Origin of the sequence: Spirosoma sp. 209 (genome assembly GCF_002006735.1) — a bacterium.
GTDB classification, from domain to species: domain Bacteria; phylum Bacteroidota; class Bacteroidia; order Cytophagales; family Spirosomataceae; genus Spirosoma; species Spirosoma sordidisoli.
This window is the reverse complement of the sequence record NZ_MVEC01000006.1, coordinates 108,171-131,972: the sequence shown is the minus strand read 5'-3', so window position 1 is coordinate 131,972 and position 23,802 is coordinate 108,171. Positions and strand designations below refer to the sequence as shown.

At 55.8% G+C, this 23,802-nt stretch carries 22 protein-coding genes; 11 read left to right on the top strand and 11 right to left on the bottom strand.

Translation table 11 applies throughout. From position 1 onward, the window contains the following. Positions 1-108: 108 nt before the first annotated feature. Positions 109-1,737: an ATP-binding protein gene (locus B1C80_RS11635; protein ID WP_161492751.1), complete on the bottom strand. Its 1,629-nt coding sequence runs from the start codon at positions 1,735-1,737 to the stop codon at positions 109-111. A 323-nt stretch (positions 1,738-2,060) separates the two neighbouring features. On the opposite strand from B1C80_RS11635, the gene B1C80_RS11630 reads away from it, so the two are divergent. Then, entirely contained in the window at positions 2,061-5,438 is a 3,378-nt protein-coding gene (locus tag B1C80_RS11630; protein ID WP_077921266.1) for a T9SS type A sorting domain-containing protein, read from the top strand. Between the two features lie 46 nt (positions 5,439-5,484). Here the strand turns inward: B1C80_RS11630 and B1C80_RS11625 are convergent, their stop codons facing one another. The 9 genes from B1C80_RS11625 to B1C80_RS28985 form a co-directional block, all read right to left on the bottom strand. Further along, positions 5,485-5,928, bottom strand: coding sequence for a VOC family protein (locus tag B1C80_RS11625; RefSeq protein ID WP_077921265.1), 444 nt, complete (start codon positions 5,926-5,928; stop codon positions 5,485-5,487). A 14-nt stretch (positions 5,929-5,942) separates the two neighbouring features. Beyond that, positions 5,943-7,907 (bottom strand): M1 family aminopeptidase, encoded by a 1,965-nt coding sequence (locus B1C80_RS11620; protein ID WP_077921264.1) that lies wholly within the window; start codon positions 7,905-7,907, stop codon positions 5,943-5,945. 52 nt (positions 7,908-7,959) lie between these two features. Next, positions 7,960-8,613: a DUF4230 domain-containing protein gene (locus B1C80_RS11615; protein WP_077921263.1), complete on the bottom strand. Its 654-nt coding sequence runs from the start codon at positions 8,611-8,613 to the stop codon at positions 7,960-7,962. Positions 8,614-8,722: 109 nt separating this feature from the next. Continuing rightward, positions 8,723-10,336, bottom strand: coding sequence for a ribonuclease Y (gene rny, locus B1C80_RS11610; RefSeq protein ID WP_077921262.1), 1,614 nt, complete (start codon positions 10,334-10,336; stop codon positions 8,723-8,725). A 105-nt stretch (positions 10,337-10,441) separates the two neighbouring features. Continuing rightward, positions 10,442-10,729 (bottom strand): cell division protein ZapA, encoded by a 288-nt coding sequence (locus B1C80_RS11605; protein ID WP_077921733.1) that lies wholly within the window; start codon positions 10,727-10,729, stop codon positions 10,442-10,444. A gap of 48 nt (positions 10,730-10,777) precedes the next feature. Continuing rightward, positions 10,778-11,122 carry a hypothetical protein gene (locus B1C80_RS11600; RefSeq protein WP_236648735.1) on the bottom strand — a complete coding sequence of 115 codons (345 nt, stop codon included), beginning with the start codon at positions 11,120-11,122 and terminating at the stop codon, positions 10,778-10,780. Positions 11,123-11,160: 38 nt separating this feature from the next. Next, positions 11,161-13,611: a phenylalanine--tRNA ligase subunit beta gene (pheT, locus tag B1C80_RS11595; protein ID WP_077921261.1), complete on the bottom strand. Its 2,451-nt coding sequence runs from the start codon at positions 13,609-13,611 to the stop codon at positions 11,161-11,163. 97 nt (positions 13,612-13,708) lie between these two features. Continuing rightward, positions 13,709-14,098 (bottom strand): DUF1684 domain-containing protein, encoded by a 390-nt coding sequence (locus tag B1C80_RS28990; RefSeq protein WP_369822693.1) that lies wholly within the window; start codon positions 14,096-14,098, stop codon positions 13,709-13,711. 3 nt (positions 14,099-14,101) lie between these two features. Continuing rightward, positions 14,102-14,356 carry a hypothetical protein gene (locus B1C80_RS28985; protein ID WP_369822692.1) on the bottom strand — a complete coding sequence of 85 codons (255 nt, stop codon included), beginning with the start codon at positions 14,354-14,356 and terminating at the stop codon, positions 14,102-14,104. Positions 14,357-14,547: 191 nt separating this feature from the next. Between B1C80_RS28985 and B1C80_RS11585 the strand changes: the two genes are divergently transcribed. The 8 genes from B1C80_RS11585 (at position 14,548) to B1C80_RS11550 (ending at position 21,457) form a co-directional block, all read left to right on the top strand. Further along, positions 14,548-14,955, top strand: coding sequence for an FdtA/QdtA family cupin domain-containing protein (locus B1C80_RS11585; protein WP_077921260.1), 408 nt, complete (start codon positions 14,548-14,550; stop codon positions 14,953-14,955). Then, complete coding sequence (locus B1C80_RS11580) at positions 14,952-16,043, top strand: DegT/DnrJ/EryC1/StrS aminotransferase family protein (protein WP_077921259.1); 1,092 nt, start codon at positions 14,952-14,954, stop codon at positions 16,041-16,043. Before B1C80_RS11585 ends, B1C80_RS11580 begins: the two co-directional genes overlap by 4 nt. A gap of 32 nt (positions 16,044-16,075) precedes the next feature. Continuing rightward, positions 16,076-17,065: a glycosyltransferase family 2 protein gene (locus B1C80_RS11575; protein WP_077921258.1), complete on the top strand. Its 990-nt coding sequence runs from the start codon at positions 16,076-16,078 to the stop codon at positions 17,063-17,065. Then, positions 17,062-17,826: a class I SAM-dependent methyltransferase gene (locus B1C80_RS11570; protein WP_077921257.1), complete on the top strand. Its 765-nt coding sequence runs from the start codon at positions 17,062-17,064 to the stop codon at positions 17,824-17,826. The genes B1C80_RS11575 and B1C80_RS11570 overlap by 4 nt, the downstream gene beginning before the upstream one ends. A 5-nt stretch (positions 17,827-17,831) precedes the next feature. Continuing rightward, a complete protein-coding gene (locus B1C80_RS11565) occupies positions 17,832-18,434 on the top strand; it encodes a riboflavin synthase (protein ID WP_077921256.1) in 603 nt (200 codons plus the stop codon). A gap of 67 nt (positions 18,435-18,501) precedes the next feature. Beyond that, positions 18,502-19,278, top strand: coding sequence for a PASTA domain-containing protein (locus B1C80_RS11560; RefSeq protein WP_077921255.1), 777 nt, complete (start codon positions 18,502-18,504; stop codon positions 19,276-19,278). A gap of 107 nt (positions 19,279-19,385) precedes the next feature. Then, a complete protein-coding gene (locus B1C80_RS11555) occupies positions 19,386-21,143 on the top strand; it encodes a T9SS type A sorting domain-containing protein (protein WP_236648733.1) in 1,758 nt (585 codons plus the stop codon). A gap of 20 nt (positions 21,144-21,163) precedes the next feature. Then, a complete protein-coding gene (locus B1C80_RS11550) occupies positions 21,164-21,457 on the top strand; it encodes a rhodanese-like domain-containing protein (protein ID WP_077921253.1) in 294 nt (97 codons plus the stop codon). 8 nt (positions 21,458-21,465) lie between these two features. Here B1C80_RS11550 and miaA read toward each other — a convergent pair whose 3' ends face one another. Further along, complete coding sequence (miaA, locus tag B1C80_RS11545; protein ID WP_077921252.1) at positions 21,466-22,389, bottom strand: tRNA (adenosine(37)-N6)-dimethylallyltransferase MiaA; 924 nt, start codon at positions 22,387-22,389, stop codon at positions 21,466-21,468. 384 nt (positions 22,390-22,773) lie between these two features. Between miaA and B1C80_RS11540 the strand changes: the two genes are divergently transcribed. Both B1C80_RS11540 and B1C80_RS11535 read left to right on the top strand, forming a co-directional pair. Next, the gene (locus B1C80_RS11540) at positions 22,774-23,112 is read left to right on the top strand and encodes a helix-turn-helix domain-containing protein (protein ID WP_077921251.1); all 339 of its coding nucleotides are present in this window, start codon (positions 22,774-22,776) and stop codon (positions 23,110-23,112) included. Between the two features lie 61 nt (positions 23,113-23,173). Further along, positions 23,174-23,785, top strand: a complete 612-nt coding sequence (locus tag B1C80_RS11535; protein WP_077921250.1) for a hypothetical protein — start codon at positions 23,174-23,176, stop codon at positions 23,783-23,785. Positions 23,786-23,802: the final 17 nt, after the last annotated feature.

Genomic DNA, 23,802 nt, shown 5'->3' with positions numbered 1-23,802 from the left:
ATAGCCCGATAGGCGCACAAATGTGTTGTACGAGCGTATATTATGAACCCGGCTACACCCAAAATGTTGGGGCCACGCTATGAATAGTGATGGAATGGAGTGAAGGGGTTACTGCATAGGTAGATACAGCACAAACGTGGCTCCTTCACCCTCACGGCTTAAGGCGGTGATGGTGCCCCCGTGCAGATCGATAACTTTTTTGCAGATGGCCAGACCCACCCCCGTGCCACTAAAGTGCAGATTGCCGTGCAGGCGCTGAAAAATGGTAAAAATACGGTCGAGGTAGCGCTCGTCAAATCCGATACCATTATCGATCACTTCAACGATGGCGTACCGCCGACCCGACTGCGACACATCCGTAGCGGACAGTCCGGCGGGCAACTCGGTATCCGTGGCAACCCGACCCTGTACCCGTATGTGAGGCAACGGTCCGCTGAGATGCTGACCGGGCTTCTGAAACTTCAGCGCGTTACTCATCAGATTCTGAAACAACTGCCAGAGCAGGGCCGCATCGCCCCAAACCGCCGGCAGCATGCCGATGTCTACCCGGGTGTTTCGTTCCTGAATGGTTATTTCGAGGTCATCCATGACCGAAGCCAGCAACTGGTTGAGGTCAACCAGCCCGAACGTGTCGCGGCTTCCCGACAGGCGGGCATAGGTCAGCAGGTCCTGTACCAGCGAACGCATCCGGCCGGCCGAGCGCTGCATCCGCCGAATCAGATCGCTGGCTGGCTCGCTCAGCTGGCTGGCAAACTGGCTGTTGAGCACATCGCCAAACGCGACGATTTTGCGGAGGGGTTCCTGCAGGTCGTGGCTGGCGACGTAGGCAAACTGCTCCAGATTCCGGTTCGATCGGTGAAGCTCCTGAACGGTTTCTTCGAGCTGCTGCCGAACCTGCTTTTCAGTTGTAATATCCTGAACCGTAGCCACAAAGCCGTCGTTCAGCCGGGTCAGGGTGATGTTGAACCAGCGGCCGAGCGCCGGGATGAACTCATCGAAATGGATCGGCTGGCCGGTTTCCAGCAGCCGTTTCAACTGTTCGACCCGCCCCGGACCGATGGGGTATATGTCGTTGAGCGAAAGCCCGACAAAGTAACTGCTGGTACGGCCGGTCTGCAGCTCGAACATCTGATTGACCAGCGTAATCTGAAAACCCGTCAGCTGACCGAGGCCGTCGCGAACGGTTTCAAACACCACGATGCCATGGGGCGACGAGTTCAGCACGCCGTTGAGCAGGTTGGTCTGGCGGGACAGGCGACGGGCGGCCTGGTGAAGATCGCTGGTTTCGGAATACGACAGCATCACACCATCCTGCCCGAAGGGAGCTACCGACTGAATAACCCAGATGTCGCGGTGGTCTACGTTATAATGTTGCTCAACCCGTTGCGGTTTGCCGCTTTCGATGACATGAACGTAGGTATGAAAGAGAGCCGTATCACGGATGGAGGGGAAAAAATCGGTCAGTAGCCGCCCTGTAATATCGTGAAGCTGCTCGGGATGACGCCGGAACGTATCGCGCAGGGCAATCTGGTTGATGAATTTGTAGCGAAAGTTAACAATGGCTCCCTGATCTGAATCGCCACTCCGGACCGCTACCAGACCAACCAGTCCTTCTACAGAATGATTGAGCACCTGCTGCCAGATATCGGCTTTTTCGTCGGGGGTAGAGCGATCGAAGCCGCGGGCATCGGGCAGATCGGGCAGGGCCGTTTTAGAGGTAAAGATTGATTGAGTCATGAAGGTTACGGTTGGTTGTGAAGAGAGGTACGTATCAGTACAACTATCAGTTTTACTGATTTCGTATAATTTTCCTCTTAAAGATAAACAACCGCTACTGACCGTACAATCAACAAAGCCGTCCATTTGAGAAAACGGTCGCAGGGCGTGACAAATGGTTGTTGATGACGCTTTTTTTATTGAACGGAGGGTAAATAACCGTCTGGTAAATTAACCGAAAGGCGGCCGTAATTTACTACTATACAGTATTTTGCTTCTGTGTATATTAACCCGGGAGTCGCGGTGACTCACCCAGGAGTTCATTCTATCTACACCAAGCTTTTATGAAAAACCTATACCAACGTACACGACGTTGTCTGCTGCTCACAGCAGCTTCTATCTGGCTGGCTACCGCATGGGCCCACGCACAGCGGGTCGATTCGCTGATGACGAAAGCCGATGTCATTGTACCGTTTCAGGGCGCCGTATCCGTCAACGGGTTTATCTACTACCTGGCCGACGATGGCAAAACCGGCTACGAACTCTGGCGAACCAATGGGACTACCTCCGGTACCCAACTCGTGAAAGATATCCGGGCGGGTAAGTCGAGTGCGTTTATCTCGGACTCGACATTTTACTACTATGCGGATTACAACAGCTCGACAGGACGCTATGATATCAGTCTGACCAAGCTAAAAAACAGCCTGAGAGCCTTTCGGCCATTTGTGCTTAACAATATACTTTACTTCTGGGCCGACGACGGCGTGAGTGGGGTTGAACTCTGGCGGTCAGATGGTACCGAGGCTGGTACCCGCCTGGTCGCTGATCTGATCCCCGGACCCATCAGCACCGGCAGTCAGTATGATATTCTGGTTGGCAGCGGGGGGTATCTGGGGGGCGTTAACGGAGGAGCTACCAGCGGTGGTTACTTTAGCAGTCGATTTACGGCCAATCAGAACAAGCTGCTGTTTTCTTCCAACAGTGTCAATAATGTAGCCTGGGAAACAGACGGTACCGCAGCCGGCACCCGCGAAATAAACTATCAGGCTGTCAGGTACCGGGTCAATAGCCTGAATGAGATGCTGGTGCAGAACAACCAGATCTATACGCTGTCGTCCATCTATGACAAAGGCAGGTCTTACTACTCCCTGCTTCAGGATAACGGAACGGCGGCCCCTGTACCGTTGGTTGCCGGCAGTAATGATTATCCGACTTTCGTGTCGGCCAGCGCGCGGGGAGTTATCTACAGCACGTTTAAAAGCGACACGAAGCAGAGTACTTTTACCCTTTTCCGCACCAATGGGTCCGGTAACCCGAACGTACTGCGGCAAATAGTGCTGCCCCGGCCGGCTAGTGGGAGCCGCAGCCAGTATGCCTATAACATGAATACGGCTGATAGACAGGGTCTGTTCCTCGTTTATGACCTGCCCAGCTCGCCCGCCACCGGTAAAGGGTATTACGAGATCTGGCGGGCCGATCCGGCTACGGACAGCATCCGCCAGGTGAAGCGATATGAATTCAATCAGCTGTCTGCACAAGCCTTTACCAAAGGAGACGAACGGTTCTACACCCTCTATGACGGCCCGGCCAGTAAGCTTATTGTTACGCAGACGGCCGACTCAACCGGTGGTCCGTTCAACCGGTTTACGATTTCGGCGCTCGACAACCGTACCGGAGCGCTGCAGGTGCTGGACGATAACCTTTCGCAGTGGTCCATCCAGTCCCTCAGGCCCGATGGGAAGGGCGCTGGTACGGGTGGCAAGTGGATGATCGTAAGCCGTAAGGGGACCAGAGATCCTTATACGGTCTGGTTAACCGACGGACGTACCAAACAGGTTATCAAGTCGGTAGGGGCTTACGATTTTGGCCCGGCCATTTACCCGACCGACGCGGGTCTGTTCGGCGTCGGTTATATCTCGAATTACGATAAAGACCGCAAGCTGATCGGGTATAAAGTCGACGTCTGGCAGCTGGACAGTACCGCGGCAGGCACTGTGCGGGTTGGTCAGATCAATAACTACCCGGGTGGGGTAGGTACGGTAGTGTCGCGTAATGGGACGCTCTACGGGCTGAGTGGAACGATCCTGAAACTTACATCGGCGCCAGCCGATAGTATCCGGCGGCTGGCCGACGTTCGCAATTACGGAGAAATAACCTCCGTTCAGGTCAACAACGAGTCTGTGAACAGTTTGCTGGGTACGATCAACGGCATTCAGATCGGGAAGCGATACAATGGCGACAACCTGCTGGCCATTGATGCGGCTGCGTCACCCCGCCAATGCCTGATTACGGCTTTCCCGACGACCAGTAGCCGCGACCGGCTCAACAACTGGAACAGTCGGGTTATCGTTCTGGCGCCGGGTAAGGATAGTCTGATGACCCTGAAACGACAGGCCAGCACCAGTGGCTACCGGGGCGATATCAGCCAGATCTATTACCATACGCTCCAGTGGGTGCGCGATAGTACGGTCGTGCTTCAGTCGGGGTTAGTCGATTCGATACGGGTACGGCAGCCGGGCATCTACCAGCTCAGCCTGCGGGGCGTGGCCGACGGATGCTCTGCCAACAGCACCTTTCAGGTGTATAACGACCTACCCAAAGTACAGATACAGCGCCGGAGTTCTCCCTTCAGCGGAGGAGGAGCCTATCTGGTGGCTACCGTATCGGGTGGCTACCCGTTCAACGTCAACGGCACTACCCCGTACTACAACAGCGTATGGGAGTACACGGCTCCCGACGGCGCGGTGAAGCCAATCCCGGGCGGGCAGGTGTACGCGGCCGGTAAAGGTATCGAGCTGAGCAATGTCAGCATCAAAGACAGCGAGCTGGGAACCTACAGCCTGAAAGTAACCGACTATGCAACCAGCACGGCCGTATCTACGCTGACGGTCGATGCTGCTGCGGTGGGTTTCAACGCCGATGCCAGCTCGGCCTACGATCGAAAAGGAGCCTGTGCGGGTAGCCTGGTCTCTCTGTCTACTACGGTAACCGGTGGCAAAGCGCCCTATACGGTTCGGTGGCTGGTACGCGGGCAGGTGGTGTCGGGGCTGTCGGGGCTGAATCCGACCTATACTGCCGTTACCTCCCAAACGGCGGTGGTGAATCCGGACTACACATCCTACATCGCCGAGATTACCGATGCCGACGGGCGCAAGGTGCTTTCCGACGATGTGCTTATTCCGGTGTATCCGGCACCGATGGCCACCCTGGCGGCCAGCAGTTCGGCGATAACGGCGGGCCAGTCGGTGACGCTCACCGCGACCAGCGCCAATTACCAGTACCCGACCTATGCCTGGGCTAAAGACGGGGCTGTAGTAACCGGCGTAGCCGGACGCTCCCTGACAGCTACCCAGGCTGGCGTCTATTCGGTTACGGTTGGGTCGGGTACGCCGGAAAACTGCCGAACCACGCTGAGCACAACCCTACGGGCTGGGGCGGGTCGACTCCCGGCCCTGGAATTTGGCCAGCCTGACGCCGGTCTGTTCGTGATGCCCAACCCATCTGACGGGCCAACCCGGCTGACTCTGACACTACCCCGGCCGTCGTCGGTCAGCGGTGCTATTGTCTATCAGCAGGGCCGGACCATTCACCAATGGAACGACACCCGCCTGCTCTCGGCCGTTAACGCCGACATTGATCTGTCGGCCTGGCCAGCGGGGGTTTATATGATCCGGATCGAAGCCGGCGGCAGGGTCTATACCAGAAAGCTGGTGAAGAAGTAGGGTATCGAGAAGGGGTTGCTGATGAGTCAGCAACCCCTTGTTTGTATCAGTAGCCCGTTGCTGGTTTTTTGCCTTCGTTCAGTTCGAACAGGTAGCCGTCCGGGTCGGCGAAGTAAAGCTGAACCACGCCGTCGAAGCGGACCTGCCGGTGGTAGGTTATGTTTTTGGCCTTCAGAAAGGCTTCGGACTGACCAATGTTATCGACAAACAGGGCGAAGTGGCTACCGTTCCGATCGTGGGTGATGGTTTCGGTACGGCCGTCGAGCAGGTGAATCATCTGACCATTGCCCAAATCGAACCAAGCCCGGGTGGCTTTCAGGTTGTCCGGAACAGGCACCGGTTTCAGGCCCAGCACCTCCCGATAAAATGTGGCGCTTGCCGGAATGTCTTTCACATGCAGCGCCAGGTGATTGAACCGGCTGATACCAAGCTTATCCTGACCGAGTACGGTACCGGTCGTAACCAGAAAAATAAACAACAGCTTTTTCATAGTCAGGAAAGCGCCTAACGAATCAGAACTACCCGGCTCTGGCTACCCGCTTCGGTGTTGATGCGAATCGTATACGACCCCGCCGACAGGCCTCGTACACCGATGGCCCGGCTATGTACGCCCGGCGGTAACCGCTCGGTTGGCGTGGTTCGTACGAGCTGGCCGAGCAGGTTTGTCAGGGATAAAGTAACCGGCCCGGCAACCGGGGTGGCGAAATCGACGGTGAGCGATTCGGAGGTGGGGTTAGGGTAAACGCGCAGTTCCGAAGTAGTCGATTCCGGAAGGGCCGTAACCAGATTGGGAAGCACCGTGGCCTCTGTTGACTTTAGCAGCCAGTTGTCGGGGTCTATAACCACCCCCGTAACCGCCCCCCGGGTGGGCAGCGTATAGGTCTGGTCGGCCCGGTCGTTCAGCACCGTAACCGTAGTATCGCCTACGGCCGACTGAATGCGCATCTGTACCGGCATGGTAAACGAAGCGGGGTTGGTGGCGGTGGCGTTTCGCTGTTCCAGCCGTACGGTTATCGTGCTGGCCGAGGTGCCCGCACTGACCGTAGCGCGGTAGGTGGGGTAGCCTTCGCCACGAATCCACTGCCTGAAGAAATAATCCAGATTTTGCCCTGAAACCTGTTGGGCTATTGCTTGAAAATCTTCCGTTACGGCCGTGTTATACGCCAGGTTAGGGGCCTCTGCATACGCGCGGAGCGTGCGAAAAAAACGATCGTCGCCCAGGACCCACCGAAGCATATGCAGCACGGTAGCTCCTTTGGAGTACGTTCGGTTGCCGTCGAAAATATTGTCCACCGATGAAATATCCTGGACATAGAGGCTCCCCCGGGCGTTGCGGGCACCGCGCAGGAAGTTGTTCATAGCCGTGTTATACGAATTGCGCCCCCCGCTGGCTTCGGCATAAAGCGCTTCGGCGTAGGAGGCAAAGCCTTCGTTCAGCCAGATACTCTGCCAGTCGCGGCAGGTGATTTTGTCGCCAAACCACTGGTGAGCCAGTTCGTGGGCAATAATGCTGGTACTCCAGGCTCCCATCGACGAAAGGGTCTGATGCTCCATGCCGCCCCCCCAGCCAAACTGAGCATGTCCGTATTTCTCCCGGAGAAACGGGTAGGGGCCGAACAGCTCCGAGAATACCCGCAGCATATCGGTGGTCCGGTCGAGGTTGGTTCGGATGCTGGGCAGGGTTTCCGGATAGACGTAATGCGTAACGGGCATGCTTTGCCCCTGATAGGTAAAGGGTGTGTCGTAGCGCGTATAGTTGGTCATGGCCAGCGAAATCAGGTACTGGGCAATGGGGTAGCTGTTGCGCCAGCGGTAGGTGCGGGTGCTGTCGGGGTTGTCGGTGGTGCCGAGCAGGAGGCCGTTCGATACCGAAACAAATCGCTTGTCGGCGGTGATGCTGACGGCCGAAGAGTCTGCTTTATCGGCGGGCGTATCCTTGCAGGGGAACCAGTCGCTGGCGCCGTAGGGCTCGCTCAGAGTCCAGATAACGGGCGCGTTGTTGGGGCCGTGGGCCGAAAAGGCAAAGCTGCCGAACCCGCTCTGGCTGGCGGGGTTGCCCTGGTAGTATACGGTAAGGCTAAGCGCCTGCCCCAGGCTGAGCGGTTGCGGGCTCGTAATGGTGACCCGATCCGTTGATCGCGTAAAGCTGAGCCGACGGCCGGCGCTGGTTACCGAATCGACGGTGAGCTGGGGTTTTAGATCCAGGAAAAATTGATTCAGGCTGGCAGCGGTACTTTTGAGCCGGATGATAGCGGCTCCGCGCAGGTAATTGGGCGTATGGGTCAGGCGCAGGTCGAGGCCGTAATAAGTAATATCGATGGTGGCGTCGCCGGGGTAGGCGACCCGCGCCCGGGCGTTGGTGGCCAACCGCCCAAAGTAACGCACCTTACCCGATTGGCAGGAGGCCTCTTCGGGGGTCTGGCCCATTGCCAGAAAAGGAACTAGAATAAGCAGGTAGAGGACGCGCATAATACCGTTTGTTGAGCAGATACAGCACAACAACGACGGCAACGGCAGAAAGTTATGAGCCGCCGGGTAGTTGTTTGTGTGCGGGTGCGGGTTCTTCGGCACTGGCTTTCAGCGCGTCCAGCCGACGCTGATCGGCTTCGGGGAGCTGGAGCTGCCACCCCATCGATGAGGCCAGCTGGTACATCATATACTGAATCTGGTTGTTGGCAATCTTGGGCAGGTCGCTCTGCAAAGCCCGCTCGTTCATAGCCTGCTTGGCATCGTCGAGGATCTTGGTGTAATCGGCGCTGTTGAAGTGATTCAGATAACCGGCCTGAATGTCGTAAAACTTATAATCGGTATCGATAGAGAGGACCTCCGGCTCCGGGAAGGATTCGATGATGAGCTTTTTCTCGCCGGATTCGGGCAGGCGGAAGCGTACTTTCGCAAAATCGAACCCGACCAGTACCTTCGACTTGGCGATGATCATGGCTTTTTTGGGATCGTTCACCAGATACAGGATTTTCTTTTGATCCTGGTAATTGTAAATCTCCGAGAAATAACCCTCGGCCATAACGACCTTACATACTTTTTCGATGCGTTCCAGCAAGAGCACCGAATCACGCCGGATATCGGTAACGCCAGCGCGGGTACGAAGGGCGTTGGCCAGCGCTACCCCTCCGCCTGCTCCAACGAGCAGCAAAAGAACCGTTGTCAGAAAATCCATACGGCCTAAATGTAAACGGAAAAATGGATAATGAATAATGGACAGCAAATAATGAGGCTGGTGGCTCCCATTACTTACTGTCCATCAGACAGTATTCACGAAGGGTATCTTACTTGGCGTAGGCTACGGCCCGCATTTCGCGAATGACCGTTACTTTGATCTGGCCCGGGTACTGCATTTCCTTTTCGATCTTTTGCGAGATTTCGTAGCTCAGTACCCCCGCGCGCTCGTCCGATACGTGGTCGGCATCGACCATGATCCGCAACTCGCGCCCGGCCTGAATGGCGTAGCATTTGGTAACGCCGGGGAAGTTGCCGGCCAGCTCTTCCAGCTCCTTCAACCGTTTGATGTACGACTCCATCATCTCCCGGCGGGCGCCCGGGCGCGACCCCGAAACCGCATCGCACACCTGCACGATGGGGGAGATCATGCTCGTCATTTCGATCTCGTCGTGGTGAGCCCCGATGGCGTTGATTACCTCCGGGTTCTCCTTGTATTTCTTGGCCAGCTCCATGCCCAGGATCGCGTGGGGCAGTTCGGCTTCTTCGGGCCAGACTTTACCAATGTCGTGGAGCAGACCCGCCCGTTTGGCCAGTTTGGCGTTCAGGCCCAGTTCGGCGGCCATCGTAGCGCAGAGCTTGGCTACTTCGCGGCTGTGCTGAAGCAGGTTCTGGCCGTACGACGACCGGAAACGCATGCGCCCTACCATCTTGATCAGTTCGGGGTGCAGGCCATGAATGCCAAGGTCGATAACGGTTCGCTCGCCGATCTCCACAATTTCATCTTCGATGTTCTTGCGGGTTTTGGCCACGATCTCTTCGATACGGGCGGGGTGAATCCGGCCGTCCTGCACGAGCCGGTGGAGGCTCAGGCGGGCAATTTCGCGACGAACCGGGTCAAAGCCCGAGATGATAATAGCTTCGGGAGTGTCGTCTACGATGATTTCAACGCCGGTAGCGGCTTCGAGCGCGCGGATGTTACGGCCTTCCCGACCGATTACTTTACCTTTTACGTCGTCAGATTCGATGTTGAAGACCGATACACAGTTCTCGATGGCGTGTTCGGTAGCGGTGCGCTGAATGGTTTCGATGACTACCTTTTTGGCTTCTTTGGTAGCCGTCAGCTTGGCTTCTTCAACGATATTTTTGATGTAGGAGCTAGCGCGGGTTTCGGCTTCGGCCTTGAGGGTATCGATCAGTTGCTCCCGCGCCTGGTCGGCCGAGAGACCGGCTATTTTTTCGAGCTGGGCTACCTGGTCGGCCAGCATCCGGTCGGCTTCCTGCTGCCGGCGGTCTACCTCTTCCCGACGACGGTTGAGTGCATCGATTTGCTGCTGAAGGCTGTTCTTCTGCTGGTTTAACTCGTTACGCTGCTGGTTCAGCTCGCCATCGCGGGCGCGTTGCTGTTCGGCCTGCTGGTTGAGCTGCTGCTCGCGTTGCTTGAGTTTGTTCTCGTTCTGCTGAAGTATATTTCGTTTCTGATTGGTCGTCTCCTCAAATTCGGCTTTTAATTTCAGGTACTTTTCCTTGGCCTCCAGTATGCGGTCTTTCTTAATCGTTTCGGCCTGAGCTTCCGCATTTTTCAGGATAATGGCTGCCTGATCTTCTGCTTCTTTCTGACGCTTCGATGACACGCGGGACAAGAGCTTGCGGCCCACGTATATGCCAATGCCGATCATGACAATATTGTCAAGAAAGAGCATTAGCCAGTTTGTTGTGTTCATTGGACTGATATCGTTAGGGTTGAACAAATAACCATCAACCTGTCCCGATACGAGTGCCTTCAATCTTAACTCGGCGTTTGGGGTGGGGTAGCCCGCTGGTCTTCTTTATGTTGTTATGGCCGGTGTAACGACCTGATCTAATTGAGTTATTTTGTCAAATACCATTTGCTGTAAGCGTTGCATATGTCGTTCTCCTCTGAGCTTAGTCACTAAGCAGTCGAAGGCGATCCTAGCCAGGGCGTCCTGAGTTTCATTGATGCCCATTTCCCGGTATTGTTTCAGTTCTTCCTGAATCAGCTTGGCGGCTTCGCGCACGATAGCTTCCGACTCCGGCTCTACAAACAGCTTGTAGGTTCGGTCGGCTATTTTTACGCGAACTGGCAATTCTTCCATCGCTGCGGTCGGCTCAGGCGGGGCCAAAACCCCGGAGCTAATTTGGGTTTATGACAAACTACTCAAATGAGCAATACACCGTTCTAATTCCCGGATATACTCGTCGAGCTGCTTTTTTAACGCGGCATTCGTATCTGTTCCAGACAGATTGTTTTGTACAAGTTTACCAAAATCTTTTGACTTTGGCGTCTTTTTTTCAGAATTAACTTGTTTTTTCTGTAACTCTTTAACGAGCGATTGTTGTTCCTTAAGGCGCTCGTTCAGCGTTGCATTTTCCTGTTCCAGCCGCTTGATTTCCTGCTTGCCATTATCCAGTATACCCTTCAGTATCTGAACCTTATGAGTCAGTTGTTCAACGAGGGCGATGATCTGATGCTCACTGGCCACGGTCATAGCAGGGGTTAGGCGTGAAGGAAGCGACTACGTTGCTTTTATTTCCGGATAACGGCACCCAGATCCCGCTCAAAAGCGGTTATGAGCCGTTGCATCGTTTTATCAATGGCGCCGTCAGTTAAGGTCTGGGTAGCGTCCTGTAGAATAAAACTAACGGAGTACGATTTCTTGTCAGCCCCTAGGTTAGCCCCCTCGTAGGTGTCGAATACGTTGAGCGAACGCAGCAGCTTCCGCTCGGTCTGACTCGCCAGCCGACTGATCTGCTCGAACGTAACGGCTTTGTCGATCACCAGCGAGAGGTCACGTCGAACCTCCGGAAACCGGGATACCTCTTCGTAGCGGGTCTTGCTGCCCGCCAGTTTCAGCAGGGCGCTCCAGTCGAAGTCGGCGTAGAAAACCGGCTGCTTCAGGTCGACCAGCTTCGTAAGTTTAGGCTGTACCAGCCCCAGACTGACCAGTGGCTTTTTGTTCACCAGGTAAGTCAGCCCGTACTGGAACAAGGTCGGGTCGGCCGGCTGGGTATCGACCGATTTGACCCGAAACAGGTTGAGAACCCGCTGCACAGCCGTTGCCAGATCATGGTACTCGACGGGCTGGTTCTTCTGGCGCCAGCTCTCGGCCTGCTGGTTACCGACCAGCGCCAGGCTCAGCCGCATCCGTTCAACGTATTTCACGCTGCCGTCGTCGGCGGTGGCTTTATGATAGACCTTGCCAAACTCAAACGTTTTCAGATCGCGCTGCCGACGGTTGATGTTGTAGACGAGCGTTTCGAGGGCCGAGAACAGCAGCGTTTGCCGCATCACCGACAGATCATCGCTCAGGGGGTTGAGCAGGGTCACGTCAGCGCCGGGAAGTGTCTGGCGGATGGCGTCGTGGTAAGCAGGCCGGGTGAGCGACAGGGTCAGTATCTCATAAAAACCGTTGGCCGCCAGGAGCTGCCCAATCCGGTTCTGCCACTGGTCGGGGTCGGTTTTAGGAAACTCCGAAAGCGAGTCGGCGGCCAGCACCGGCGACAGCGGTACGTTATCCAGGCCGTAAATGCGCAGGATCTCTTCGATAACATCGGCTTCGCGCGTTACATCGACGCGGTAAGGGGGTACGACCGCTACGAAGCCCTCGCTGGTCTGCTCATCGGCCGTGATGTCGAGCGCGTCCAGAATCCGGTGAATCTCCGTGTGGTCGATGCGGATTCCGATGAGCCGGTCAATATTCCGGTAGCGAACCAGCACCCGGAAGGGGGCGATCGGCGACGGATAAAGATCGGTAATGGCCGACGTGACCCGGGCGTCCGGACCGGCTACTTCCAGAATCAGCAGCGCGGCCCGCTTCAGCGCGAATACCGGCATGTTGGGGTCGGTACCCCGCTCAAACCGGAACGAAGCATCCGTTTTCAGCCCGTGGTACTGGGCCGTTTTGCGCACCGACGTAGGGGCGAAATACGCCGATTCGAGGAAGATACGGGTAGTCTGGCTGGTCACGCCCGACTGTTGACCGCCAAACACCCCCGCAATGCACATGGGTTTCTCGGCATCGCAGATCATCAGGTCGGTGGCCGACAGCTTACGCTCAACCCCGTCGAGGGTAACGAAGGGTGTTCCTTCGGGTAACGTTTTGACCACCACCTGATTGCCCGCAATCTGGTCGGCATCGAAGGCATGCAGAGGCTGACCAAGATCATGGCAGACAAAATTGGTGATGTCGACAACGTTGTTGATCGGCTTCAGGCCAATAGCGATCAGCCGCTGCTTCAGCCACTGGGGCGACTCCCGAACGGTCAGACCGCTTATTGTCAGTCCCGTATAGCGCGGGCAGGCCTCGGTATCCTCTACCCGTACGTCGAGGGTGAAGTCGGTACTATGCACCGTAAAGGCATCGACAGACGGCAGGCGAAGCGGCCGGTTGAGGGCTGCTTTCAGGTCGCGCGCTACACCAAAATGGGAGGCTGCATCGATCCGGTTGGGCGTCAGGCCTATGGCAATCTGATAATCGGCTTCGAGGTTAAAATACCGGGCGGCTGGCGTACCGTTCGGCAGATCGGTGTCGAGCACCATGATGCCGGCATGCGACTGACCCAGCCCGATCTCATCTTCAGCGCAGATCATGCCTTCGGAGACGGCTCCCCGAATTTTGGCCTTCTTGATCTGGAAGGGTTCTGCCGGCCTGCCGTCTGCCGAGCGGGGGTACAGAGTGGCTCCCACCAGAGCCACCACCACTTTCTGACCCGCGGCTACGTTGGGCGCTCCGCATACGATCGGTAACGGCTCGGCCGCGCCCACATCGACCGTTGTGAGGTTGAGCTTATCGGCGTCGGGGTGTTTGTTGCAGGTCAGTACCTGGCCAATGACCACGCCGTTGAGGCCGCCCGGTACGGCATCGATGGTGTCGATTCCTTCTACTTCTAAACCCGTAGCCGTCAGTCGTTTGCCAACTTCTTCGGGCGATTCGGGCAAGTCAATGTACGCTTGCAGCCATTTATAGGAAACTTCCATGGAGGGACAAATTCAGGCTAAAAATGGTGCAAAGATAACTGCCTGTACGCAGTGGGCAGTAGGCAGTTGACAAAAAAAGCAGAAGAGTATGGCAGGGTTAGTCGTGTTCCTGATACCGCTCTCCGGCCTTCACGGCAACGGGTAATGTGTTCTCCGCAGGTGGAATAGGGCAGGCGTAGCTGGGGTTATAGGCGCAGTAGGGATTGTAGGCCGTATTGAAGTCGATTACGGTCTGGGTTCCGGTTAGGGCGTCGGCTTCGAGATCGAGGTAGCGCCCACCACCGTAGGTTTCCTTACTAGAGGTGGCATCGCGGAACAGGATCGAATACGTACCGTCGGTTGCCTGAACGATCAGGAGTCGGCAGGCTTCGTCCTGTAGGCTGAAGACCGCATGGGCGTACTTGCTGTAGACTTCCTCGCTGCCATCACTCATCCGTACGATAATTTTTTGGGTTTTATCGGCGAAGGGTTCGAGCCGGGCTTGCACGCGCTACGCCGGATCGGGCGGAAAATATAACAATCCCGTAAACTTTGTTTTGTCCGAAATAGGCGACTCCGCGTTGGTGCGCATGTAGTCGTTTTTCTTGGTTCTGTCAGATTCTACTTCCTTTTTGTACAAAACCGGATCAACTGCAGCCGATGAATGCGACGATTTTGCACCCGTGCCGTTGTCGGACAGAGCCAGATAGAGTAGTATTGCTCCCAACAAGCAGACTCCTATCCACAGCAACTGAGTAGTTTTCATGTATTAAAAATCTAATTTTCGTAAATGCTCAAATGTCAATATTACTAAACTAAGCACGAAGGCTGTACTGACTTCCCACTAACTTCATAGAGGATTTAATCCCTTTTTAATATATTTAACCTCTGAAAGTCAATATGGTGTTCTGGCCACGATTCAGCGTATCATGGCCCAATAAACTAAAACATTATAAAATGCCCCAACTGTACGAACTCAAAACCTTTGCGTCTGACAAAGGTAATCTAACCGTTTTTGAGGGAATTATACCTGGTACCATAGAACGGGTCTTTTACATTTATCAGGCTGGTCAGCATGCCCGGGCCGGACATCGGCATCACCTGGCCTGGAACGCTCTGATCTGTGTGAGTGGCAGTTGCCGGATCTATACCAACAACGGTCAGGAGGAACAGTACTTTATATTGAACGACCCCCGGCAGTGTCTGGTACTGCATCCGGAAGACTGGCACACTATGGACGAGTTCACCGACAATGCCATCCTGCTGGTCGTCTCCAACCAACGGTACGACAAAGATGACTATATCTACGAACCGTATACCAACAATCTGAACGTTACACAGTCGGTGCTGGCTGAGTCGGAATGATCCCGTTTCTGGATTTAGAACGCATCAACAAACCCTATCAACCAGCCCTGCGCGAAGCTACTGAACGAGTTTTGTTGTCGGGTTGGTACATTCTGGGCCGCGAAGTGGGTCGGTTCGAGCAGGCCTTTGCTGCTTACTGTGGTACCCGGCATTGCATTGGCGTAGCTAATGGACTGGATGCGCTCACGCTGGTGCTGAAAGCCTGGGATTTCCCGCCGGGCAGTGAAGTCATCGTACCATCCAACGCCTACATTGCATCGGTGCTGAGCGTGACGCTGGCTGGACTGGTGCCGGTTTGGGCAGAACCCGATCCGGCTACCTGCCTCCTCGATCCGGCGGCTGTGAAGCGGTTGATAACGCCCCGAACCCGGGCTATTCTCCCCGTTCATCTGTATGGCCGGTGCTGCGACATGTCGGCCCTTATGGCACTGGCGGCTCAGTATGGGCTGAAGGTACTGGAAGATGCCGCCCAGGCCCACGGGGCGATCGACAGGGGCCAACGAGCGGGTAATCTGGGCGATGCGGCCGGCTGGAGTTTCTACCCGAGCAAGAACCTGGGCGCTTTGGGCGATGCCGGCGCGATAACCACCAATGACGATGAACTGGCCGACCGGCTGCGGGCGCTGCGGAACTACGGCTCGGCGAAGAAGTATGTCAACGATCGGATCGGTCACAACAGTCGGCTCGACGAGTTGCAGGCGGCTGTGCTATCGGCCAAACTGCCGGGACTCGACGCCGATAATGACTACCGCCGGGCGCTGGCGCGGCTGTATCTGGCTGGCATCACCAACCCGGCCGTGACGCTGCCCCCGGCCGACCAGATCGATCAGGATGTCTGGCATCTGTTCGTGATCAGGCACCCCCGTCGCGATGACCTGCGGGCGTATCTGAACGCGCACGGCATAGGAACCGACGTGCATTACCCAATCCCACCGCATCAGCAGGGGGCGTATGCGTCGGAGTCGCATCGGTCGCTGCCGATCTCCGAGCGGTTGCATCGGGAGGTGGTAAGCCTGCCCCTGAACCCGGCCATGACCGAAGCCGACGTTTCCTATATTATCGACGTTATTAACAAACAGGAAGGGTAACAGGACCCCGTTTCCCTTGTACTTACTGGCTTATGCATCTTTCCGTTGTTATACCGGTCTACAACAGCGAGCGAACCATTGGACCGCTGATTGCCCGTCTGCACGACTGCCTGGCCGCCTGGTCCTACGAGGTGGTACTGGTCAACGACGGCAGTGTGGATCGGTCCGAAGCGGTTTGCCGGCAACTGACCGAAGCTCATCCTCAGGTGCAGTTTATTTCGCTGCGTCGAAACTTTGGGGAGTTCAACGCCGTGCTTTGTGGGCTCAACCATGCCCGGGGACAGTACGTAGCCATTATCGACGACGATTTTCAGAATCCGCCCGAAACGATCCTGACCCTGCTCGAGACGGCCGAAACCGGTCAGTACGATGTGGTGTATAGCCGATATGATCAGAAAAAACACCACTGGTTCCGAAACTGGGGGAGCTGGCTGGTGAACACACTGACCACCTACTCGCTCGGTAAACCCCGCGACCTGTATTTGTCGAGCTTTAAACTGATCCGTCGCGACGTGGTCGATGAAATTATCCGGTACCGTGGCCCGTACCCGTACATCGATGGGCTGATATTCCGGGTAACCCGACACGTAGGCAGTGTTATGGTGCCGCACAATGCCCGCGCGGAGGGCCGCTCCAACTACACGGTTCGCAAGCTGATCGGGTTGTTTCTGAACGTGTTCATAGGCTATTCGCTCTGGCCCATCCGGGGATTTACGATGCTGGGCGCTGCGCTGCTCGGGCTGGGGCTGCTGATCGGGGCCGGGAGCGGGCTGGGCTGGGCGCTGGGCCTGCTGCAGCTGCAGGGCTGGGGCGTAGTACTTTGGGCGGTTGGCACCGGTCTGGGCCTGCTTCTCTTGTGCCTGGGCGTACTGGGCGAGTACATCGGCAAGTTATTCATGGCTTATAGTGGCCTGCCGCCCTATGTCGAGAAAAAGACGCAGGCCGATGCCTCGCCCGCGTCGCGCTCATCCCTGCTGGCGCTGTTGCCTTTTCTCTTTTTCCACTGCCTGTTTTACCTATGATTGGTCGCTCAGAAGAGTATGAAAAGATGTTTCGGATCGAGCAGCAGTTGTGGTGGTACCGCATTCTGCACGAATCCGTTGGTCGCGCCCTGTGTCAGCAGTTCGGTAACCGTCGGGACATGGTTATTTTAGATGCTGGCTGCGGCACGGGCGGTATGCTCGATTTCCTGCGTCGGCAGGGGTATACCGATCTGCGGGGGGTCGACGGCTCGGCCGATGCGGTGGCGTTTTGCCACGAGCGCGGGCTAAACGCATCCCTGCTCGATCTGAACGATTTGGCGGGCTACGCGCCCGATCAGACCTATGACGCCATCGTTTGTAACGATGTATTCTGTTACTTCGACGATCCGGCGCTGGTTCGGCTGCTCACCGAGCTGCGTCGTCGGCTGCGGCCAGGCGGGGTGCTGATCAGCAATAATAATGCGTTCGACGTATTTCGGGGGCAGCACGACCTGGCCGTGGGCAGCACGCGCCGGTTTGTTCGGGCCGACCTGGAGCGGCTGTTCCCGATGGCTGGCCTGCGACTCCGTTATACAACCTACTGGAGCCTGCTGCTATCGCCCCTGATCCTGCTGGTCAGACAATGGCAGCGGCTACAGCTCCGACTGGGGTGGCGCAGTCCGGACGAACCCACCTCCGACGTGTATCTGCCCGGGAACCTGGTTAACGAGACACTTTATCGGATTGCGCATACCGAACAAAAACTGATTAGCCGAACCCCCTTTGGCAGTTCGCTGTTTTCAGTGAGCGATCCTACATAAGAATCATGTTCACTGGAATAGTTGAAACAACGGGCCTTGTTGCCGACCGTGTCTCCGAAGGCACCAATATTACCTTTCACATCGAGTCGTCACTGGCGTCAGAACTGACGATCGATCAGAGCGTTAGTCATAACGGCGTATGCCTGACGGTCACGAGCGTTGCCGACGGCCGATACAGCGTTACGGCGGTCGATGAAACGCTGCGCAAATCGAATCTGGGTGGGCTGGACGTGGGCAACCGCGTTAATCTGGAGCGGTGTATGCCCGCTAATGGCCGGTTCGACGGTCATATTGTACAGGGCCATGTCGACCAGACTGGCATTTGTACCAGCGTGCAGGACCTGAATGGCAGCTGGCTGTATGATTTTCAGTACGATCCCGGCGTGGCCGATAATGTAACGGTCGAAAAAGGATCGATATGTATCAACGGAGTCAGTTTAACCGTTTTCAATTCGGAAGCTGACCGATTTCGGGTAACCATCATCCCATACACCTACGAGCACACCACGTTCCGGGATCTGAAACCCGGCGATGTGGTCAACCTGGAGTTCGATATTGTGGGGAAGTACATTAAAAAAATGCTGACCGGTTACCGGCAGCCGGTCTGAGATTCTGTTACTTTTGCAGGCAGGCCTGTAGCCGTATACCTCACCCGCTGACGCCCTACTTTTACAAATGACAAAAATCAGCACCCGATCAGTAACCGACCTGCTGGTTCATGCTGGCATTATTCTGGCCCTGTTCGCTGCGCTTTTTCTGGGGTTTTTCTTTATTTATCTGCCCTTCACGACCAACCATGGCCAGACCATAACCGTACCCGACGTGACGCGGCTGAGTCTCGATGAGATGCAGAATATCCTGAACGACCGCGACCTGCGCTACGAAGTCAGTGACTGTACCTTCGTGGCTGGAGCCCAGCCGCTGACCGTTATCCAGCAGTATCCGCGCGCCAATGCCAAAGTAAAGGAAGGCCGGAAGATCTACGTCACCATCACCAAACGGGTAGCACCAATGGTACCCATGCCGAAACTGGTCGATATGATTGACCGGAGTGCCGTGCTGATGCTGAAATCGATGGGTCTCGAAGAAGGGGAGAAAACGTACCGGCCCGATGTGGCAAAAAATGCGGTACTGCGGCAGCTCTATAACGGCAAGGAAATAGTGCCCGGAACCCCCGTACCGAAAGGCGCGCGCATCGATCTGGAAATTGGCGATGGACTGGGTAATACGATGTTCGCAATTCCCGACGTTGTAGGATTGCCTCTCGACGAAGCCGAAGCGGCCATTGTTGGGTCAAACCTCAAAGTTGGCACGAAAATTTCCGTTGACGATCCCGAGAAGGAAGTTGGCACGGTAGTTCGGCAGCGACCCGAAGCCCGGTCGGGCGAACGAATCCGCGTCGGCGAAACAATGGACCTCTGGATTGTGGGGCCAATTGAGCCGGATCAATAAACCGTGTCCGGTACAGAGACTACATGGGAATTGCTTTACCAGATCAGCCAAACTACGCGCCCGGTCGACGTTTACGGTGTATCGTTCTGCTGATAGTCAGTAGCCTGATGGTCACGGCCACGTGGGCCCAGACCCCGCTGTCGCTGCCTTTTTTCGACGACTTTTCAACCGGCTCGGCTCAGGCCGGTCGTGACCGGCCCGACCCCGTCCGCTGGGAGCCCGGGAGTGGCGTCTATATCAACAATACCATGGCGATAAACCACCCCACGGTAGGGGTGGCTACATTTGATGGACTGCGGGCCAACAATCAGCAGTATATACCGAACAACCAGCTGGCGCAGGGTTATACAGATACCCTGCAGTCGCGACCCGTTACGCTGGCGGGCCTGTCGGCAGCCGACTCGGTTTACCTGAGTTTTTACTGGCAGATTCGGGGCCTGGGCGAGTCGCCCGATCCCGGAGATTCGCTGACGCTTCAGTTTCTGGACCGGACCGGCGCCTGGCAAACCGTCTGGCGGGTCGAGGGCGGATCGCCCAACAATAACTTTCCGCAGGTGTTTATCCCCGTTCGCGATACCCGCTACTTCCACGCGGGCTTTGCGTTCCGGTTCCGATCCTACGGCCGGGCATCGGGGCCTTTCGATACCTGGAACGTTGATTATGTGTACCTGAACCGGGGCCGCTCCCGCGCCGACCGGTTCGTGAAAGACGTGGCCATGCGGCAGGCGATCAGCCCGCTGCTGCGTCGGTATACGGCCATGCCGCTGGCGCAGTATGCCGTGAATCCAGCCGGCGAAATAGCCGACTCGGTCACGACCGATATCAACAACCTGTTCAATACCTTCAACTTTACCACCCTCCGCTTCAGCATTCGCGACGAGCTGACGGGGCAGGTGCTGCAGAACGACCCCTCAACCGCTTCTGAACTGATTCAGGCGCTGAGTTCGCAGCGGAAACGCGCCGTTCCCAGACTGACCGGTGGATTTGGCTCGGCTACGCGGGCTTCCCTGCGTTATACCTTCGATCTGCTCACGACCGATGACCAGAACCCATCTATACCGGGGGTTAACCTGCGCCGGAACGATACGCTCTCGGCCGTGGCTACGCTCGACGATTATTATGCCTACGATGACGGAAGCTGGGAGTTTGCCCGGCAGATCGGCCCCCGCGAGCAGGTAGCTGTTCGGTTTATTCTGAACAAACCCGATGTGATTGCCGGCGTTCGAATGTGTCTGGTGCCGATTCGGATCAACCAGAGCGGCCAGCCTTTTACTATCAACGTCTACAACAACCGCAACGGCCTGCCTGGCCAGGTAATCTACCGCAAGTCGTTTGCGACCCAGTATCCCACAACCCGCAACGGATTCATCACCTTTCCGTTCGACCGGGGCATATCGGTCACCGACACCTTCTACGTCGGGTATCAGCAGGTCACGACCAGCGATACCACCCAGCTCCGGATAGGTTTTGATAAAGGCAGTCTGTTCGGGAGTCAGATCTTTTACAACGGCGGAACCAGCTGGGCCCAGAATCAGCAGTCGTCGGCACTCGACGTACAGGGTGCCTTTATGATCCGGCCCGTTATGGGCGGTCGGCCTGATACGGTGGTAACGGCTTTGCCCGAGCCCATACCGGCTTCATCGCTGAGCGTATACCCCAACCCCACCACGGGTCTGATTCGCTGGAATCATACGCAGCTCAGGCGGCTCGAGATACTGAACCCGAGCGGTCGTTTGCTGGTTGTTGTTGAACCCGGCCGTGGCCAGCAAACGCTGGATATCGGCCACCTGCCTGCCGGACTGTACCTGATTCGATTGTCGGACGGGCAGCGAACCGTAGTGCAGAAGCTGATTGTGCAACAGTAAGACCACTAACCAGTATACCCATGGATATTACCGTACAGGAGCTGAAAGAACGGCTCGACAAAGGCGAAAAGCTGAATCTGTTCGATGTTCGGGAGCCGAACGAATACGAAGCCGATAATATTGGCGCTACCCTGATTCCGTTGGGTGAGTTGCCCTACCGGATCGATGAACTCGACGGGTTGCAGGATGAAGAAGTGATCGTTCACTGCCGGTCGGGCGCGCGGAGTGCCCGGGCGCAACAGTACTTGGAAGAAAACGGCTTCACCAACGTCCGCAACGTGACCGGAGGGATGCTCGCCTACCGGGCCCAGTAAAGAGCCGGTTAGTGCGGCTCGTTGAGTAGGTCAAGAATAGTAGCCAGCGCGTCGGTCGGTGATGCGCTGGCTACGGAAACCGGCTGGTAGTTCCCCTGATTCCTGAACCAGGTGAGTTGCCGCTTGGCGTACCGCCGGGAGTTGCGTTTCAGCAGTCGCACCATCTCATCGTAATCGTAGGTGCCGTCCAGATACGGAAAAACCTCCTGGTAGCCAACGGTATGCAGGGCGGGCAGATCGCGGTAGGGCAGCAGCGACTGCACCTCGTCGAGGAGGCTGTTAGCCAGCATGGCATCCATACGATCGTCGATCCGGGCATATAATTCATCGCGCGGTCGGTCGAGCGCAATCAGGACCGTACGAAACGGGCGATCGGCTACCTGCTGGCGCCGAAACGATGAATACGGTTGCCCGGTTGCCAGGCATACTTCCAGCGCCCGCGTTACCCGTACCGGATTTTGCAGGTCGGCCGTTTGGGCGTAAAGCGGGTCGAGGTCCCGGAGTTGGGTCTGTAGCGCGGCCAGGCCTTCGGTTTGCAGGCGGGTGAACAACTGTTCCCGCAGGGCCGGATCGACCGTGGGCATATCGTCAAGCCCGAAACAGACGGCGTTGATGTACAGACCCGTTCCGCCCGTTAAAATCACCACGTCCTTTTTCTGAAAAAGAGTAGTCAGCAGGGCCAGACATTCGCGTTCGTACCGACCGGCATTAACGGGATCGGTAATGGAGTGAGAGCTGATGAAGTGATGAGGAACGCCCTGCTGTTCGGCCGGTGTTGGTTTAGCCGTGCCGATGCTGAGTTCCCGATACAGCTGCCGCGAGTCGGCAGACACCACATCAGTAGCGAGCGCTTTGGCCAGCTGCACGCAAAGAGCCGTTTTACCAACCGCAGTGGGGCCTGCAATGACAAGTACTGTTTTTTGGGTAGCCATCTGACTGGCAAAAATACACCGCTGCGCTACGCCGTGGGCATCAATCCCAAATCCCGTAAAAAAAATGATACAGAGTGTCAGCAGGTAATTATAAAATGAGTAATTTTATAGAGTTTATAGAGTATTGATAAATAGCACTGGTTGACCAGAATACATCAGACGTATAGATAGGAGCGAGTAGGGCATCCGGAACGCTGTAGGTAGCAGAAATAAAAAATACGTTCGTAATCATTGCGCTATTTTGCCGAATAAAAAGCTTAAAAATCTTAACCTATAGAGTGTTTGTGTAATTCTTCTCAAACAAATATATATCTTTGCTCATATGGACGCAATTCCCTTTTAATCAGTACGTTACGAACCATTAGGTTAGTACAAACAGTCATTATGGACGACCAAAACCTCAAGCAGACTTTAACTCCCTCTACTCAATCAGCTCTAAAGAAAACACTGGATATCATTTGTGGGAAATGGCGACTCTTCATCATTTTTCAACTAGGCACGGAGACCCGGCGATACGGCGAACTCCGGCGAATGATTCCTGACATCAGTGAAAAAGTACTAATTCAGGAACTGAAAGCATTGATTGAACTTGGTGTTTTAGAGAAGAAATCATTTAATGAAGTACCACCTCGCGTTGAGTACAACCTGACCGCCAGAGGATTGAAAGTGCTTCCCACCCTTTATCAGTTAACCAGCGTAGGCGAGGTGTTCCTGGAACCTTAGTCAATCAACTAATTTGCGCTTCGATTCGTTATTGGTGGGAAACTACAAGCGAACGAAGTTGATGAGCGGTAAACTATGGGGACTTATTGGCGGTATTGTTAGTATAGCCTGCTGGGCTCTGCTGTCAGCTTCCGGTAAGTCTTCGCTCGCTTTGGGAACAGTCCGGCCGCCACTCCAGCCCGAACCAAGGACTTCGTTCAGCCAGTCACTTCGATTCAACGTGTACACCTTCACGGTCGACGCACCGGACAGTGGGGCTGTACGTGAGGTAGCCATCAAAGCATACCGCGGGCAGTTGCTGCTAACCAACTTTCGGATCCGCATAGACGGCGCCATTACGGGGGCCGAAGTAGCTGACCTGGATAATAACCGCTTTCCCGAACTGTATATTTATAGTAGCAGTAACGGGAGCGGTTCGTTTGGTCGGGTCTATGGCTGGCAGTTTTTACCCGAGCGTAAGGCAGACGTGACACTCGTGAACTGGCGTTTACCCGTAGCCGATGGCTACATGGGTCACGACAGTTTGTGGATTGAGCGGGGCATACTGTGCCGTAAATACCCGGTTTATCAGTTTGGCGACGCCAACGCTGAGCCTACCGGCGGTGTTCGTATGCTTCGGTACCGGCTTCGTCCCGTTGGTCAGGGCTTTGCCCTTGTCGAAGAGCGCCAGTAAGTCAGGCCTGTCCACAC

What these genes read in the sequence shown, in the direction of transcription:
- B1C80_RS11635 (WP_161492751.1), bottom strand. Translation starts at nt 1,737, where the DNA reads ATGACTCAATCAATCTTTACCTCTAAAACGGCCCTGCCCGATCTGCCC.
- B1C80_RS11630 (WP_077921266.1), top strand. Translation starts at nt 2,061, where the DNA reads ATGAAAAACCTATACCAACGTACACGACGTTGTCTGCTGCTCACAGCA.
- B1C80_RS11625 (WP_077921265.1), bottom strand. Translation starts at nt 5,928, where the DNA reads ATGAAAAAGCTGTTGTTTATTTTTCTGGTTACGACCGGTACCGTACTC.
- B1C80_RS11620 (WP_077921264.1), bottom strand. Translation starts at nt 7,907, where the DNA reads ATGCGCGTCCTCTACCTGCTTATTCTAGTTCCTTTTCTGGCAATGGGC.
- B1C80_RS11615 (WP_077921263.1), bottom strand. Translation starts at nt 8,613, where the DNA reads ATGGATTTTCTGACAACGGTTCTTTTGCTGCTCGTTGGAGCAGGCGGA.
- rny (WP_077921262.1), bottom strand. Translation starts at nt 10,336, where the DNA reads ATGAACACAACAAACTGGCTAATGCTCTTTCTTGACAATATTGTCATG.
- B1C80_RS11605 (WP_077921733.1), bottom strand. Translation starts at nt 10,729, where the DNA reads ATGGAAGAATTGCCAGTTCGCGTAAAAATAGCCGACCGAACCTACAAG.
- B1C80_RS11600 (WP_236648735.1), bottom strand. Translation starts at nt 11,122, where the DNA reads ATGACCGTGGCCAGTGAGCATCAGATCATCGCCCTCGTTGAACAACTG.
- pheT (WP_077921261.1), bottom strand. Translation starts at nt 13,611, where the DNA reads ATGGAAGTTTCCTATAAATGGCTGCAAGCGTACATTGACTTGCCCGAA.
- B1C80_RS28985 (WP_369822692.1), bottom strand. Translation starts at nt 14,356, where the DNA reads ATGAAAACTACTCAGTTGCTGTGGATAGGAGTCTGCTTGTTGGGAGCA.
- B1C80_RS11585 (WP_077921260.1), top strand. Translation starts at nt 14,548, where the DNA reads ATGCCCCAACTGTACGAACTCAAAACCTTTGCGTCTGACAAAGGTAAT.
- B1C80_RS11580 (WP_077921259.1), top strand. Translation starts at nt 14,952, where the DNA reads ATGATCCCGTTTCTGGATTTAGAACGCATCAACAAACCCTATCAACCA.
- B1C80_RS11575 (WP_077921258.1), top strand. Translation starts at nt 16,076, where the DNA reads ATGCATCTTTCCGTTGTTATACCGGTCTACAACAGCGAGCGAACCATT.
- B1C80_RS11570 (WP_077921257.1), top strand. Translation starts at nt 17,062, where the DNA reads ATGATTGGTCGCTCAGAAGAGTATGAAAAGATGTTTCGGATCGAGCAG.
- B1C80_RS11565 (WP_077921256.1), top strand. Translation starts at nt 17,832, where the DNA reads ATGTTCACTGGAATAGTTGAAACAACGGGCCTTGTTGCCGACCGTGTC.
- B1C80_RS11560 (WP_077921255.1), top strand. Translation starts at nt 18,502, where the DNA reads ATGACAAAAATCAGCACCCGATCAGTAACCGACCTGCTGGTTCATGCT.
- B1C80_RS11555 (WP_236648733.1), top strand. Translation starts at nt 19,386, where the DNA reads ATGGTCACGGCCACGTGGGCCCAGACCCCGCTGTCGCTGCCTTTTTTC.
- B1C80_RS11550 (WP_077921253.1), top strand. Translation starts at nt 21,164, where the DNA reads ATGGATATTACCGTACAGGAGCTGAAAGAACGGCTCGACAAAGGCGAA.
- miaA (WP_077921252.1), bottom strand. Translation starts at nt 22,389, where the DNA reads ATGGCTACCCAAAAAACAGTACTTGTCATTGCAGGCCCCACTGCGGTT.
- B1C80_RS11540 (WP_077921251.1), top strand. Translation starts at nt 22,774, where the DNA reads ATGGACGACCAAAACCTCAAGCAGACTTTAACTCCCTCTACTCAATCA.
- B1C80_RS11535 (WP_077921250.1), top strand. Translation starts at nt 23,174, where the DNA reads ATGAGCGGTAAACTATGGGGACTTATTGGCGGTATTGTTAGTATAGCC.